Raw genomic sequence first — 14790 nt, forward strand, 5'->3', positions numbered from 1 at the left:
GCGTCAGATGAAAGGACATATCATGCCTGCTATTTCATATCAGCTTTACGGTTCGCGAAACTGGCCCCTGCCGGACACGCTCGCCATGCTTTACGCAACAGGATTTAACGAGGTCGAAGGATATGGTGCCCTGTTCGCCCAAGCACCTTCGCTCACGGAAGACCTCGCAACGGCGGGGCTGAGAATGCCCACATTGCACTACGGCCTCGCCGACCTTGAACGCGACCCGGGCGCTGCGATTGATCTCGCCCAGGCTGTTGGAGCCGAAGCGGTGTTCGCACCCTTTCTAGATGCCGAAGACCGCCCGACGGATCGCTCCGGTTGGGAAGTATTTGCCGAACGTCTGGTAGCAGCCGGCAAACCACTGCAAAAAGCCGGGCTGATCTTCGGCTGGCACAATCACGATTTCGAACTGGTCGATCTGGGTGGTGGCGTAACACCGCTGGACATCATTGCCGGGGCCTCGCCCGATCTGAAGCTCGAGCTTGATCTCGGCTGGGTCGTGCGCGCCGGGCTGGACCCGGTACACCTCATCCGAACCTACAGTGATCAGATACATTCGGCGCATATCAAGGACCTCGCGCCGCAAGGCGATTGCGTTGACGAAGACGGTTGGGCCGATGTCGGTTATGGGGTCATGGACTGGACCGCGATCCACGACGCGCTGCAGGACGCCGGTGTCTCTCGTTATGTCATTGAACACGACAACCCCAACGACCACCACCGTTTTGCGTCGCGTTCGCTGGCAACCGTACAAGCCCTTTGAGGATATTCCATGAGCACTCTTGGCGTCGGCATCATCGGATGCGGCAGCATCTCTACTACGTACCTAAAATTTGCGCCCCTTTTTAAAGGGCTGGAAGTCCGTGCGGTCGCTGACATCAATATGAGCGCGGCGCAGTCCCGCGCCGACGAGTATAATATCCGCGCCGAGACAGTGGATGACCTGCTGTCCGCCAACGATATTGACGTTGTCGTCAATCTGACCATCCCCGAGGCCCACTTCGACCTGACCAAGCGTATTCTCGAGGCCGGAAAACACGCCTATTCAGAAAAACCTCTGGTCCTGACATTGGATCAAGGCAAAGCCCTGCGGGATCTGGCCGAAAGCAAAGGGCTACGCGTGGGCTCGGCACCGGACACGTTTCTGGGTGGTGCGCACCAGCAAGCACGCGCGGTCATCGATGACGGCCAGATCGGCCGCGTGATAGGCGGAACCTGCCACGTGATGTCACGTGGCATGGAGCATTGGCACCCAAACCCAGACTTCTTCTTCCAACCGGGCGCAGGGCCTATCCTTGATCTCGGCCCATACTACATCACCAATTTGATCCAGCTGATCGGTCCGGTTAAGGCCGTCTGCGCCATGACTGCTGCAAGTTTTCCCACGCGTACAATCGGCAATGGCACCCGCGAAGGCGAAGAGATCCCAGTCAATACGCCAACCAATATCCACGCGCTTCTTGAATTTGAGAATGGCGCAATCGTAACCTTGGGGGCCAGTTGGGACATCCGCGCTCACACGCATCCTAATATGGAGCTATACGGCACCGAGGGCACGATGCAGGTGCCCGACCCAAACTTCTTCGGCGGAGACGCGATGGTTTCCGATCAAGCTGGCGACCTGCATCCTTTGCCTGGCTCAGAGCATCCATTTGGCGTTCCGAACGAAATCCACGGCGAAGACACGCAGCAGGCAAACTATCGCACCGCTGGATTGGCAGACATGGTACAAGCCATTTCTGAAGGGCGGCCCCACCGCTGCAATATCGGTCTGGCCGTACATACCGTTGATGTCATGACGTCGATACTGGACGCCGGGGAAGGTCGGCGCTGGGTCGAAACCTCGACGACATGCACGAGGCCCGATCCTCTGACCGAGAATGACGCTCGTTTATTGCTTGTCCCATAGATGACGCGATCCTGTTCGCGGTCTTGTTCTATGTTCGGTATGACATGTCCGTGATCTAGAAGAGATCATGCGTGTCAGGGGCGCCGATGGCCTTTCCCGAGTCTGCGTAGTGCTCGATCAATTCAGCGACTAAATGGGGCATCTGTTATCCGTTTACACAAGCATCAGTTACTTTCGCAGAGGAAGGTAGTTGCTCAGTTACGCGGAGGTTCAGACTGCCCAGCTTGTCGATTGCAACGACCATGACATCCCCGCGATTGACCGGACTAACTCCAGAAGGTGTTCCTGAGAGGATGACGTCATCGGTGCTGTCAGACGAATTCGAACCAGTCTCAGTTTGCTGCGAAAACCGCGAACCTATCCGGAACAAAGTTGACGCCACTCGCTAAGAGCGGCGGCGCGGGTCAGCTTGAAGGTGTCTCGACTGGCTAGCGATCTTTCCTGGTTGAAGTGGTTGTAGACAGAGGTATGGACTGAGGCGAATTTCTGTAGACTTCGCATGCGCCTGAAACGCTGCATCGCGCGTTCGCGTCGTCGAAACGGCAGGTGCGAATTCTCCACGCGGTTGTTGAGCCACCTGCCCGTCTGTTGTTTATCGAGTGCGCCCATTTCTCTGAGCGCTGGCGTGTAGGAAGCGAAGCGATCTGTGACGATCTCTTCGGCGCAACCGTGTCGCTTCATCAATTTCTTGAGGAATTTCAGTGCTGCAGCTTTGTTTCGGCGTTTGGTGACAACGGCTTCTAACACCTCACCTTCGTGATCAACAGCCCGCCAAAGATAATGCCGCTTGCCATTCACTTTCACGAAAACCTCGTCAACGTGCCACTTCCATTTGGAGAAGGCGCGCAGGTGCTGAACACGCTTCCGTCGGATCTCAGCCGCAAACATTGGACCAAACCTGTTCCACCAATATCGGACGGTTTCGTGGCTCACGTCGATGCCTCGCTCGTGCAACAGATCTTCGACATTCCGAAGCGAGAGCGGGAAACGGATATACAGCATCACCGCAAGACGGATGATCTCGGGACTGGTTTTAAAGTACTTGAAAGAGGCAGGTTTGGTCATAGACAAAAACTATGCGACCGTCCTTCCTGCCTCAAGACAACTTCTTCTGACAAGACCAGCGCTAAGATAAGTTTTTCTGGCAAGTCGCTACCAGTTATTCATCTTTTTCATAAACTATAAATGGCGTTCTTTTAGCGACTTTGTCGTACAGAACTCGACCGGGATAGTTAAATTCTTGAGTTGTCCAGTAGGTGGTTGGAACACCGTGCTGCTTAGCGATCTGAAAAACAGATTCGATCAGAGCTCGTCCAACACCTTTTCCCCTAACCTTCGGATCAGCGAAAAGATCCATAAGATAACACGTATCCTCCACCGACCACATGGACCTATGGTAAAGGTAGTGCGCCAATCCGACCGGTTTCCCTTCTAACTCGGCGATGAGGCAATTGTATTCACCTACATCCGTTGACAGCAATCTCTTGAACGAAACCTCGTAGACTTCTTCTGAAACAGAGGTCTCGTAGAAATCCAAATATGCCGTCCATAAGCGGCGCCAATCTTCGTTGTCTTTCAATTCAAGAGGACGGATAATTAAGCCTTCCGGCATTGGTGATTTCTCCTGCATTCCCTTGAGTGCGTACAAACGGGATCGCCCAGCGCAGTCAAATCGGCTGCTGCTCGACATCCAGACGATCATGTCTAAGTGGAATGTCCTCATCCACTGCTTCGTCCAATTCCTGAGCGTATCGATGACCTGAATAAACCGCTGCTGCAATAATCGCCGGAGCGTCGCAATCTCCTATGCGACGCAGGCTGAACGACAAATCCTCGGAACTCACCCGCCCCAGCAATCCCCTGTAGAGACCATCATTTGGCTTCCGAGCAGTAACCATCACTATGTTGCCAACCGGAACTTTCACATTTGGACCGCAATAGACGCACTCCAACTCTGCGATTTCGCCATCAAATTGTTGAAGCGACTTTGACGGCAGGATCTCGACCCCTAAGCGAAGCAAATGCGTTCGGATGCGCCAACGTTCGGACGTATTTCCTGCCCAGTCAGAAACACTGTCAGACGGTGTGACCAGCGTGACGGCATGTCCATGCGCTCTGATTTTTTCAGCAATAACACTAGCCATGTAGTAGCCATCACCATCAAAAACGAGCGTTGGTCCATCGGGAATTTTCCCATCCATGATGTCATCGGGAGTAAAGACCCGACCTAAGGCAGACCCTTTTGCGACCGGGGCGAAACGTACTTCGTCAAAATACTCCTTTCGCCAAGTCGCGCCGGTTGCAATCGCAACGTGGTCAGCATCGACGGCCAAGATATCGTCAACTGTCAGCGGGCTTTCACGGTAGATTTCAACGTTGGGCATCTCCATCAATTGCTGCTCGCGATAATCTTTGACGCGAATGTACTCGCTCATTCCAGGCAGAGCCGCTTCGCGCGAGACCCTGCCACCCAACTCACGATTAGCTTCCGCCAATTGGACATCATACCCACGCACGCCAAGTGCCCGTGCCGCTTCCAGTCCGGCAGCGCCTGCCCCGACAATCAAGACGCGCGCATCTGAGGATTTCTTACGAATGATTTCAGGGTGCCAGCCTTTGCGCCACTCCTCTCCCATTGTTGGATTCTGAGTGCATCGAATAGGTACCCCTATCGAGTCACTGGCGTAACAAACATTGCATCCGATACACTCGCGGATCGCGGACAAGCGTCCTTCCTCAATCTTCTTTGGAAGGTATGGATCAGCAATCGACGGGCGCGCTGCCCCGATGAAATCGGTTACGCCCCGCCTGACTTGCGAGACCATGGTATCCGGTGACGTGAAGCGACCAACGGTCACGACAGGCTTATCCGTTACCGACTTGACCCAATGCATGTAGGGTTCAAGAGCTGCTTCTTTGGTAAAACGGGAGACACCCATCTCAACCGAATAATCTGCGATGTTGATATCCCACAAATCCGGCAGGTCAGAGAGCATCTCAAACATCTCTCGTCGTTCACCATAGATTGGCTGGCCATCCTCGCCGATCTCTTCGTCAGCCGAGAACCGAACGGCCACTGCGCACCGGTCGCCAACGGCGTCCTTGGTTTCCTGAATCAATTCTCGTGTGAGACGCACCCTATTTTCTAAGTTGCCACCATATTCGTCACCGCGCGTGTTCACGCGCGGATGCAAAAAATTCGAGATCAGGTATCCATGCGTTGCATAAACATAGACAACGTCAAATCCAGCGTCTCTTGCCCTCAAAGCGGCCTTTCGATGCCAACGGCGTAGATCCCGGATGTCCTGCTTGTCCATGGCGCGGGTCTGAAATGGATGCCCTTTTGTGTTTGGCCGGCTGTCCACATCCATGCCCGGCAACCGGGAGAACAAGTTGTTCGAGTTGGCGCCTCCGTACCATAGTTCAGCACCTGCAAGGCTGCCGTATTCGTGCACCGCGTCCGTCATCAGTGCGTGCGCCCGAACATCACTGTCATCCCAAAGCGACGCGTAGGGATGCGGAAGGTCGTCGGATGATGGGTGGATCGAGTTGTATTCCGTGCATATGACGCCCCACCCTCCTTGCGCCTTCACTTTACGCATAGCAGCAAGCGTACGTGGGTATTGCCAACCCATACCTGTACAGTGTGGCACCTGATAAAACCGGTTTGGCGCAGTAACTGGCCCGATTTGGACTGGTTCGAAAAGGATGTCGTAGCGAGAGTCCCTGTCCATTTATTTGTCCTTATTTAGCTGCGCCATGCGCCGGCTGATCTTGTCTGGAATTTCCGGTCTGAGAGCCATTCTGCTTCAATCACCGTTGTTGAACGCGGGTATTTGAAAGTGATCCGGGTAGACCTTGGCAAGAAAGGCGGCGATGTGATCCCGGGCGACAGAACGCCGAAAATTCTCGGGATAGGTCAAAAGTTCCAACCAGATTCCGTCGTAAAGAGCTTCCAAAATATTGGCGACTTGCCTTGGCGGCATGTCTTCATACCCACCGTCTTCAGCAATCTCTGAACACAGTCTCAGTGCTACGTCGTACCGCTCCTGATCGATGTCATTGATCAGACTGCGATAGACTTCGCGCCGTCCTGCCTCTCCAAAAAACGCAAACCAAACAGCTAGCTTTTTTGGCGTGCAAATCTGAGGGTGAAAGTGCGCATCGATGATCGCCAACAATTTTTCAGGCGCTGACAATCCTGCATCGTCAAAGGCTTCCAACCACTGTTCGTGGTGTTCCTTTGCTAGAAACAGCAACGTTTCTTCCAGCAAGTTCTGCTTACTTTTGAAGTGAAAGTTGACGATGCCAAGTGACAAACCGGCAATCTCGGTCACTGTGGACATGGTCGTTCCACCAATTCCGTATTCGGCAATCGAGTCGATTGTCGCATCGATCAGTTGTTGACGCCTCACTTCCTTGGACTCGGTACGCCGCCGTCCCTCAGGGTTTGTCTTTTCGATTGGCGATTGTCTCACCCGAATGCATCCCATCTACTAAAGCACTTCATCGGTCTTGCCTGCCCCCAACAGCCGTTCTCACTCAGCGTGTGGACAACTGACATCTATGCATAGATGCCATTGATTGAACAATCATTCAATGGAAAAGAGAAAATGATGTGAAAACATCCGGACGTACGCAATCGTAGATCTAGAGTTCCGACCAAAAAGTGAAAACCGGATCGTGCACCAAAGAAATAACTCTACGATGCAAAGCCCCCAAAGGCTCAACGCGGCCTTCAATGGCGGCCCAAGCCGCGTCTGCCTGCGATTGATCCTTGAACTCTATAACAGCCATAAGCGTATGGTTGCGCAGCTCGTCGGTATCGTAACCACTTGCGGGGATGCGCCTGCACAAAGGCGTACTTTCGGCGGCAAGGTCCGTCTTGATCAAGTGTTCGACAAACGCGTACCACGCCTGCTCAAACGCGTCGAGCTCGACGTGTGGTTTCAATTCGAATTGGTTCAAAAGTCTGGGCATTCGTCACATACTATCCGGCAAGTATCACGAGCCAAACCTACGTAGTTCCCCCCACAAGGCAAGCGCGAGGCCACTAAATGATCCGAAACGAAAACCCAGTCATTGCAAATAGCCTGTGGTCAGCAACAGCAGGCTATTCGTCAGAATGTCCACAATTGGTTGGCGAACAGCACTCTGACGTGACCGTGATTGGCGCCGGGTTTACCGGGCTTTCGGCAGCACTTAACCTGGCCGAGAAAGGCGTCAAAGCTGTTGTCATCGATGCGCATCATCCGGGCTGGGGAGCTTCTGGACGTAATGGCGGTCAAATTAATGTAGGCCTAAAGGACGGGCCGACGGGCATCAAAACCAAATTTGGTGACATCTGGGGAACCAGAATGATCCGAATGGCCGGTGACGCCGCCGATCTTGTGTTTGACTTAATAACTCGGCACGGGATTGAGTGCGACGCAAATCGTCCTGGCTGGCTGCGCGCGGCGCATACTCAAAAAACACTCAGAGAACTGCACAAACTAGCCGAGGATTGGGACAACCACGGCGGCGGCATGATGCGGCTTGATCAAAGCGAAATGCAGCGACTGACCGGGACCGAAGCTTACCTTGGCGGCGTTCTGGATCGCCGCGGCGGAGTATTGCACCCGTTAAACTATGCACTTGGGCTGGCCGAAGCAGGTCGCCGCAATGGCGTGCAAATTTTCGGTGGAACGCCTGCCAAGCAGATTTTGTCAGAGGCAGGTCGCTTTCGGATTGAAACTCCCAAAGGAGCGGTCATCTCCGAAAAAGTGCTGATCTGTACGAACGCCTATTCTGGAGATCTTCATCCGCGCTTGGCTAAATCCGTTTTGCCCGTGCGCTCGGTTCAGGTCGCTACGGCGCCCCTGTCCGACAACGTCCGCCAGACAATTCTGCCAGAAGGCAACGCTTTGTCAGACGCACGACGCCTACTTCTCTATTTCAGGCAAGATGCCGACGGTCGCTTTCTGATGGGAGGTCGCGGCACCTACAACGACGATTCCACTCTCAAACAAATTGAGCGGTTGAAACGCATTTCTGTTGAACTTTTCCCCCAATTATCTGGAGTTCAGTGGGAATACGAGTGGGGCGGCTTTGTTGCTTTGACCAAAGATCACTATCCACATCTGCATGAGCTCACACCGGGGGTTATGACAGGATTGGGATATAATGGGCGCGGCGTTGCTATAGCTACGGCAATGGGGCGCGTCCTCGCTAAATGGGCGACTGGAACCAAATCAGACGAGCTGGAATTTCCTGTCACCCTCCTCAGACCACTGCCTTTCTCCTTTGCGAAAGAAACTCTGGTCGAAGCAGAAATCCTGCGCTTGAAACTCTTAGACAAGTTGGGCCTTTAGAAGGCCAGCAAACAGCGCCGCCTAGCCGTTTTGGGAAAAGAAGCGATAGGTCAACGCGATAGCGGCCAATGAGAGACCTGAGCCGTATCCGATCCAAACTCCGTTGGGACCGAACCCAAGCCAAAAGCCCAGCACATATCCAAGCGGCAAAGCAAAGACCCAATAGGCAATCAGGGTAATGGCGACAGGAACATGATTGTCCATCGTGCCCCGAAATGCGCCTAGCATTGTCCCTTGCACACCATCTGCAATCTGCATTGCTACAATCACAAGGAACATCGATATCGCGAGAGAAACGACCTCTGGGTCATCTGACAGGCTATTTGTCAAAGGGGCACGGCCAAGCAAAATACCAGTGACGACCACGGTCATCCAACCAACGACGACCAACAGCGACGCTAAAACGATCGGCTTCAACCTTTCTCTTTCATCGGCTCCAATTGCTTGAGCTACGCGTATAGAAATCGCAATCGAAACGCCTAATGGCACCATGTAAATGACGTCGCTGACCGCCGAAACGATTTGATGGGCGGCGAGCGCGGCGGCGCTGAACCAACCAAGCATAAGGCCAGCAACTGCGTAAGCGGCCCCCTCCCCCAAATAGCCAACGGAGATAATGAATCCTTCTTTGAGCTGCGCTTTGACCTCGGACCTGTCGAAACTCGCGGCCCTCAGAAGGCCTCTCTTTCTTTTGCATACTCGTATGATCACGAGCGCCATTATCAACGGCACTATCTGAGACAACAGACTTGCAATCCCGGCGCCAACAAGACCCAGACCTGGCCAGCCACCAACTCCGTGGATCAAAACATAGTTCGAAGGGATGTTGAAACCGACCGCAAGAAACGCAAGACCAACCCCAATCCAGGGACGGTTCATGGCGTCAAAAAGAGCCTTCAGAGTATACAAAATCGTAAAGGGCACCAAAAGAAGGCTCATCGCGATCCAGTACCCGCCTATTAGACTGACAACTTCAGGCGGCTGCCCAATCCAAGAAAGTACAGGCTTTAGGCAGATCATTGAAACAGCTCCAACTGACCCCACGACCAAAGAAACAAGAATTCCGGCGCTTTTTGCTGCTGCCAACCCTTGGTCACTTGTTTTCCCAAAAGCCTCTGACATGCGCACACCAATTGCGGACACAAAGCCATAGAGCGCTGAATAGAAAATTATCAGCACCGAGGCCGTGACTGAGACCGCTGCCAGAGGAAGTGTGCCCAATGGGGCCACCATCACTGTGTCAACGACACCAATCAAAGCAGCAGCAGCAAGAGAAATGACTATCGGGAGAGCAAGCCGCGCAAGGTAACGTGCCTCTTTTAAGATCGCGCCCCAGGATGGCCGAGGCTGCTGCGATATCCGCACTCGCGTCATATTGCTGGGCCTTTCAGTCGAAATTGACTAAGCCGTATCTCCAAGTAATTCTGGGACCAAACGAACAAGGCATCCCCAGGCAGCTTGCTCCGCCTGCTTTCGGTTCAGGCCTTGCGGAGCGAGATGCAGTCGTTGCCAATAGCCATCCGTTAATGTCTCCATCCATTCAGCCATTTGATCTGCTGAAGTAACGTCGTCTGCTGAGAGCAATTCTTTCCAGATCAATCTCAAGGTCTCTCTTCGACGTGTCTCAAAATGCTCGGCAACTTCATCATACTGCAGTTGAAATCGAAGCTCGCCCCAGAATGCATACCAAAGGGGTAAGACATCCGGACCACACGCATCAGGGTGGAAGTCAGCTTTTATCAAAGCCCTTATCTTTTCAGCGGGCTTGTCCCCTGCTCGCTCTAAAGAAGCTGTCCAGTGCTCCTCGTAACGCTGGTACAGGTCACGCAAAGTTTCGGTCAGAAGACCTAGCTTTGATTTGAAATAAAACGCCGCAACACCCTGAGAAAGCTCTGCCTCAGACGCGACTGTTGCAAGCGTTGTTTTTGCCAATCCATGGGTCAATATTGAGCGGCAAGCTGCGTCCAACAGCTGCCGGCGACGACGATCTGCGTTCTCCTTCCGCTCTTTGCGAGGACGTTTCCGCTCTACTTCGACCAATTGCCGCTCCTCCTACGATTGCAGCCATCTACAGCGCGCAAAAAAGATGCGTCAATAGCTTGAAATTTATTTGAGCGCTCAAATAAACTTTACGAACGCGCACCCGATCTGTAAACGGATAAGAAAGGGATGGAGCAATTTGACAGTTGATAACAGATACGATGTGATTGTGGCTGGCGCCGGTCACAACGGATTAACCGCCGCAGCCTATTTGGCGCGCGCTGGCATGCGTGTTTTGGTGGTCGAAAAAAACGACTGGATCGGTGGCGCGGCAGTCAGCCGGTCGCTACACGAGGGTTGGACATACTCTAACTGCTCATACGTATGCTCTCTTCTGCGGCGCGAGATTGCCAGGGACCTCGAGCTACCAAAATACGGTCTTCAGGTTATTCCGTATGAAGGCGGCGCGAGCTTCACGCTCGATGGGGATTACTTCGCCTACTATTCCGACCACAACGCTCTGAAGCGTGAGATGGCACGTCATTCTGAAAAAGATGCCGACGCCTATCGCCGCTATTCGCAAGCCATTATGCGGCAATGCCGTTTTATCCGTCCGTTTCTACTTCGGGACGCACCGGACCCCGCTTCTCTACATCCGCGCGATCTCGGCGAACTGGCTTACCTCGTAAAAAAAGCACATGGCCTGGGTAGTCGGGAGCTTGGTGAAACGCTGAAATTCTGGACAATGTCTATTGGTGACTTCCTGGATGAACACTTCGAAAACGACCTGATCAAGGCCCATTTGGCTGGCTCAGGCATTATCGGCACCGGCCTCGGCGTTTATTCTCCCGGAACAGCATACGTTTTGCTGCACCACTACATGGGTGACATTGATGGCGGTATCGGTGCCTGGGGTTTCGCGCGCGGCGGGATGGGCGCGATTTCGAATGCGATTGCTGGCTCATTTAAAGAGCACGGAGGTACGATTCACATAGGTTCAGCGGTTGAGAAAATCCTTAGCAAAGATGGACGCGTTGAAGGCGTAGCTCTTGAGGACGGCAAGGTTTTTTATGCCCCTGTCGTTGCCTCCAATATGGATATCAAACGCACTGTTCTGCACCATATTGATACGGCCGAGTTGCCGGATGAATTCACGAAGGCGGTGCGGAACTTCAAAATTCGTGGCTCTTCGGCGAAACTCAACATCGCACTTGACCGCTTTCCAAATTTCCCTGCAGCACCCGAGCACACCAGCTTCCTCAGGGGTGATTTGCATGTGTCGCAAAGCCTCTTTGAACTTGAAAAGGCCTATGATGATTGGAAAGCCGGGCGCTGGTCGGAAAAGCCTTATATCGACATGCTCATCCCCAGCCAGATTGATCCGACTATGGCGCCGACAGGTGCCCACATGATGACGGTTTTCGTCCAATATGCTCCTTACGATCTGGAAATCGACGGCGTTAGATCCGCCGAGAATTGGCACGACAAGCAGCGCAACGCGATGGCAGAAACTGTACTCGAACAGATGTCTGTGGCGTGCCCTGACATTCGCGAGCGCGTTGTTCATATGGAAGTTCGTTCACCATTGGAAATTGAGCGCGAGGTCTGTCTGACAGAGGGCAACATTTTCCAAGGCGAACTAACTTTTGATCAGCTTTTCTTCAATCGGCCTGTCCCGGGTTGGTCGCAGTACAATTTACCTATCAAGGGGCTTTATCTGTGCGGGTCGTCCGCCCATCCCGGCGGTGGGGTTATGGGGGCCCCAGGTGCAAACGCTGCTCGCGCTATTCTCAGGAAAGAAACACGGCATGGCCGAATGAAGGGGTATGCCGCATGAGCCAATTTGATGCGATTGTCATTGGCGGCGGTGTAAACGGCCTGATTGCCGGAACACTCCTTGGTCGACGCGGCAAGAATGTCTGTATCATTGAGAAATCCGACAGGTTCGGCGGCATGGCGTCTTATTCTGTGGACGGCGGTCCGACCCTTGCACACTCGTTATACAACCTGAGCCCGCGGGCATTGGGTGACATCGGCATAGATCTTCAACACCCTGTCCTGTCCGGCAAACCTGTCTCCACGGTTTCTTTGTCTGAGGATGGGCGGCATATCGTCTTCAATAACGTAGGCGTCATTTGGAGCGAGGGGGCAAAACACCCGGAATCCGACGCCTGGTCCGATCTGACAAAGCAGTTGATTACGTATGGGGGCCTTTTGCGCCAACTCGCCGAGGCCCCACCACCTGGCGGTCAAAAAGCCATCCTTTCGCGGGGTGGGCTGAATGAGTTTTTGCGCCTGGCAAAACTAGGCATCGGATTGAAAAAGCTTGGAAAATCCGAGATGCGGCGTTTCATGCAGGTCGTTTTGTCCAATGTCCACGACATTGTAATTGATGACTTGCCGGAAGGACCGGTGGCTGGAATGCTTGCCGCTGATGCAATCTGGGGGTCAGCCACCGGTCCAAGATCTCCGGGCACTGTGTTCAATCTGATTTATCGGCTTGGCCACGGAGGTAACATCACACAACCAGCAGGTGGGATGTCCGCGCTGACCGATTTGATGGTTGAAGCAGCACAAAAGGCGGGGTGCGTGCTGATGCCGGAAACTGAGGTGTCTCGCATTATGTTGCACGACGACACAGTCTCCGGAGTGGCAACTAACGATGGACGAACTTTGACCGCACCCATTGTGCTCAGCAACCTTGCTCCAAGACGAACAAGCCGAATGACCGGACCCTCTGCTTTTGACATCGAAGCAATGCGGCGAGTTCGAAATATTCGAGCTCGTGGAACAGCGGCTAAGGTCAACCTACGGTTAAAAGACGACGCCGCCCTGCCCGGTCTGCCTAGCGAACTAGCCCACGAACGACTGATCTATGCCCCTTCTGTGGAGTACATCGAAGCAGCGTTTAATCCAGCTAAGTACCGTCAAATGTCTAAAGCACCGGTGATTGAAGCCTTTAAAATGCAGACAGCCGATGGGGCAAATTGGCTGTCAACAATAGTGCAATATGCGCCATCTGACATTGAAGGCGGTTGGACTGAGACTGCCAAGGAACAGCTTGCGCAAATCACAGTTGGAACTCTTAGCCGTGCCCTGCCCGGCTTGGGTGATCAAATCGCAGGCAAACAGGTCATAACTCCGGATCAAATCGAAAGCGCGACTGGAGCACCAGGGGGGCACTGGCACCATGCGGAAATGTCCTTGGACCAACTGCTGACACTTCGGCCCGCGAACGGGATGGCCAGATATTCCATGGGGCCGAAGGGGCTATTCCAATGTGGTGCGGCAACGCACCCCGGCGGTGATGTCATGGGGCTCGCTGGTCGCAATGCTGCGCTGGCAGCGCTGGAGGCACAGGCATGAGCATCTTCACCGATCCGAAACTAGGTTTGATCCCCGGGCCATTTCACGAAAAACTCGAAGAGCAAAATCGCGCGCAAAATTGGTACGATTGGGCGGGTTATGCCGCCCCGGGCGTGCTGGACAGTGTCGAGTTCGAGTACTTCGCGCTGCGCAATCAGGCATCCTTGTTCGACATCTCACCAATGCACAAGTACCGATTGACTGGAGCGGATACGACAACGATGCTCAATCGCCTAGTGACACGGGACATCCGAAAAATCGGCGTTGGTCGCGTGGGGTACGCAATCTGGTGTGATGAAGAGGGTATGGTCATCGATGACGGGACCCTTTTCCATCTTGGCGACAACGATTGGCGCCTTTGCTGTCAGGAACAAATGCTGACATGGCTACTCGACGCGGCTTGGGGTTTTGACGTTTCAGTCGTCGACGAAACTCACAGTATCGCTGGACTTTCGCTGCAGGGCCCGACCTCCTACGCAGTTTTGGAGGCCGCCGGGTTAGATGTCAGCCAGCTGAAGCCATTCGATCTTGCTCAAGTTGACCAAGATCTCATGATTTCGCGGACAGGTTTTACCGGTGATCTGGGCTATGAACTCTGGTGCGACTGGGATAAAGCAGAAGCGCTTTGGGACCGTATTTGGACAGGTGGAGCACATCAGGGACTACGCGCCATTGGATACGAAGCTGTAAATTTGGCCCGTATTGAAGCGGGGTTTCTGACCGCAGGCGTAGATTTTCAGCCAGTTCATGCGACCGAGCGGTTGCACCGGGGCCAAACACCCTTCGAACTCGGTCTGGGTCGGCTAGTCGACTTCAAAAAAGGTCATTTCAATGGTCGGCGAGAGCTGCTGTCCAAGCGAGAAACTCCAAGAAGCCTGCTCATGCGTTTCGATGTCGAAGGTTTCAAACCCTCGGAAGGGTCATTGATCTACAACCGACGCAAAAAAGAAGTTGGGCACATAACGTCCGGAATATGGTCGCCGACCGCCAAACGCAATATCGCGTTGGCACATGTCCGTATGCCGGATGCAGGCCGGTCATCCGGCTTAAAGGCGGAAATTTACACTCTGCAAGAAGGCAAATGGGACACCAGAATGGCGCGCCTTACACCTGTCACCAAAGCCTTTTTTGCACCGCCCCGCGCACGTGCCACGCCACCGGCCCGCACCTAAAGGAGAAGCA

14 protein-coding genes are annotated in these 14790 nt (G+C 53.7%); 6 read left to right on the top strand and 8 right to left on the bottom strand.

Annotated features, from left to right (window positions below):
- Positions 1–22: 22 nt before the first annotated feature.
- Both ACRZ91_RS08995 and ACRZ91_RS09000 read left to right on the top strand, forming a co-directional pair.
- Positions 23–766, top strand: coding sequence for a sugar phosphate isomerase/epimerase family protein (locus tag ACRZ91_RS08995; protein WP_480904429.1), 744 nt, complete (start codon positions 23–25; stop codon positions 764–766).
- 9 nt (positions 767–775) lie between these two features.
- Positions 776–1912, top strand: coding sequence for a Gfo/Idh/MocA family protein (locus tag ACRZ91_RS09000; protein ID WP_480904432.1), 1137 nt, complete (start codon positions 776–778; stop codon positions 1910–1912).
- Positions 1913–2057: 145 nt separating this feature from the next.
- Here ACRZ91_RS09000 and ACRZ91_RS09005 read toward each other — a convergent pair whose 3' ends face one another.
- The 6 genes from ACRZ91_RS09005 to ACRZ91_RS09030 all read right to left on the bottom strand — a co-directional run bounded on the left by ACRZ91_RS09005 (position 2058) and on the right by ACRZ91_RS09030 (position 6892).
- On the bottom strand, positions 2058–2294 hold the full coding sequence (locus ACRZ91_RS09005; RefSeq protein WP_480904435.1) for a fumarylacetoacetate hydrolase family protein: 237 nt from the start codon (positions 2292–2294) through the stop codon (positions 2058–2060).
- Positions 2270–2977, bottom strand: a complete 708-nt coding sequence (locus ACRZ91_RS09010; protein WP_480904438.1) for an IS6 family transposase — start codon at positions 2975–2977, stop codon at positions 2270–2272. Before ACRZ91_RS09010 ends, ACRZ91_RS09005 begins: the two co-directional genes overlap by 25 nt.
- Positions 2978–3071: 94 nt before the next feature.
- On the bottom strand, positions 3072–3524 hold the full coding sequence (locus ACRZ91_RS09015; protein ID WP_170558215.1) for a GNAT family N-acetyltransferase: 453 nt from the start codon (positions 3522–3524) through the stop codon (positions 3072–3074).
- Between the two features lie 55 nt (positions 3525–3579).
- Complete coding sequence (locus tag ACRZ91_RS09020) at positions 3580–5646, bottom strand: oxidoreductase (protein WP_480904441.1); 2067 nt, start codon at positions 5644–5646, stop codon at positions 3580–3582.
- 75 nt (positions 5647–5721) lie between these two features.
- Positions 5722–6390: a TetR/AcrR family transcriptional regulator gene (locus ACRZ91_RS09025; RefSeq protein WP_480904444.1), complete on the bottom strand. Its 669-nt coding sequence runs from the start codon at positions 6388–6390 to the stop codon at positions 5722–5724.
- A gap of 172 nt (positions 6391–6562) precedes the next feature.
- Complete coding sequence (locus tag ACRZ91_RS09030) at positions 6563–6892, bottom strand: DUF6614 family protein (RefSeq protein ID WP_480904447.1); 330 nt, start codon at positions 6890–6892, stop codon at positions 6563–6565.
- Positions 6893–6969: 77 nt separating this feature from the next.
- Between ACRZ91_RS09030 and ACRZ91_RS09035 the strand changes: the two genes are divergently transcribed.
- Positions 6970–8262, top strand: coding sequence for an NAD(P)/FAD-dependent oxidoreductase (locus ACRZ91_RS09035; RefSeq protein ID WP_480904450.1), 1293 nt, complete (start codon positions 6970–6972; stop codon positions 8260–8262).
- A gap of 21 nt (positions 8263–8283) precedes the next feature.
- Here the strand turns inward: ACRZ91_RS09035 and ACRZ91_RS09040 are convergent, their stop codons facing one another.
- Both ACRZ91_RS09040 and ACRZ91_RS09045 read right to left on the bottom strand, forming a co-directional pair.
- Positions 8284–9636, bottom strand: coding sequence for an MATE family efflux transporter (locus ACRZ91_RS09040; RefSeq protein ID WP_480904452.1), 1353 nt, complete (start codon positions 9634–9636; stop codon positions 8284–8286).
- A 27-nt stretch (positions 9637–9663) separates the two neighbouring features.
- On the bottom strand, positions 9664–10302 hold the full coding sequence (locus tag ACRZ91_RS09045; RefSeq protein WP_480904455.1) for a TetR family transcriptional regulator C-terminal domain-containing protein: 639 nt from the start codon (positions 10300–10302) through the stop codon (positions 9664–9666).
- A 139-nt stretch (positions 10303–10441) separates the two neighbouring features.
- On the opposite strand from ACRZ91_RS09045, the gene ACRZ91_RS09050 reads away from it, so the two are divergent.
- Genes ACRZ91_RS09050 through ACRZ91_RS09060 form a run of 3 tightly spaced genes read left to right on the top strand, consistent with a single transcriptional unit; the run spans position 10442 to position 14780 of the window.
- On the top strand, positions 10442–12079 hold the full coding sequence (locus ACRZ91_RS09050; RefSeq protein WP_480904458.1) for a phytoene desaturase family protein: 1638 nt from the start codon (positions 10442–10444) through the stop codon (positions 12077–12079).
- Positions 12076–13608, top strand: coding sequence for a phytoene desaturase family protein (locus tag ACRZ91_RS09055; RefSeq protein WP_480904461.1), 1533 nt, complete (start codon positions 12076–12078; stop codon positions 13606–13608). The genes ACRZ91_RS09050 and ACRZ91_RS09055 overlap by 4 nt, the downstream gene beginning before the upstream one ends.
- Positions 13605–14780, top strand: coding sequence for an aminomethyl transferase family protein (locus ACRZ91_RS09060; protein WP_480904464.1), 1176 nt, complete (start codon positions 13605–13607; stop codon positions 14778–14780). The genes ACRZ91_RS09055 and ACRZ91_RS09060 overlap by 4 nt, the downstream gene beginning before the upstream one ends.
- Positions 14781–14790 lie beyond the last annotated feature (10 nt).

The sequence above is a fragment of the Ruegeria sp. O11 genome, from assembly GCF_056535285.1.

Bases quoted from the DNA above. Each gene is read 5' to 3' on its own strand.
- ACRZ91_RS08995 (WP_480904429.1), top strand. From the start codon at position 23: ATGCCTGCTATTTCATATCAGCTTTACGGTTCGCGAAACTGGCCCCTG.
- ACRZ91_RS09000 (WP_480904432.1), top strand. From the start codon at position 776: ATGAGCACTCTTGGCGTCGGCATCATCGGATGCGGCAGCATCTCTACT.
- ACRZ91_RS09010 (WP_480904438.1), bottom strand. From the start codon at position 2,977: ATGACCAAACCTGCCTCTTTCAAGTACTTTAAAACCAGTCCCGAGATC.
- ACRZ91_RS09015 (WP_170558215.1), bottom strand. From the start codon at position 3,524: ATGCCGGAAGGCTTAATTATCCGTCCTCTTGAATTGAAAGACAACGAA.
- ACRZ91_RS09020 (WP_480904441.1), bottom strand. From the start codon at position 5,646: ATGGACAGGGACTCTCGCTACGACATCCTTTTCGAACCAGTCCAAATC.
- ACRZ91_RS09030 (WP_480904447.1), bottom strand. From the start codon at position 6,892: ATGCCCAGACTTTTGAACCAATTCGAATTGAAACCACACGTCGAGCTC.
- ACRZ91_RS09035 (WP_480904450.1), top strand. From the start codon at position 6,970: ATGATCCGAAACGAAAACCCAGTCATTGCAAATAGCCTGTGGTCAGCA.
- ACRZ91_RS09040 (WP_480904452.1), bottom strand. From the start codon at position 9,636: ATGACGCGAGTGCGGATATCGCAGCAGCCTCGGCCATCCTGGGGCGCG.
- ACRZ91_RS09055 (WP_480904461.1), top strand. From the start codon at position 12,076: ATGAGCCAATTTGATGCGATTGTCATTGGCGGCGGTGTAAACGGCCTG.
- ACRZ91_RS09060 (WP_480904464.1), top strand. From the start codon at position 13,605: ATGAGCATCTTCACCGATCCGAAACTAGGTTTGATCCCCGGGCCATTT.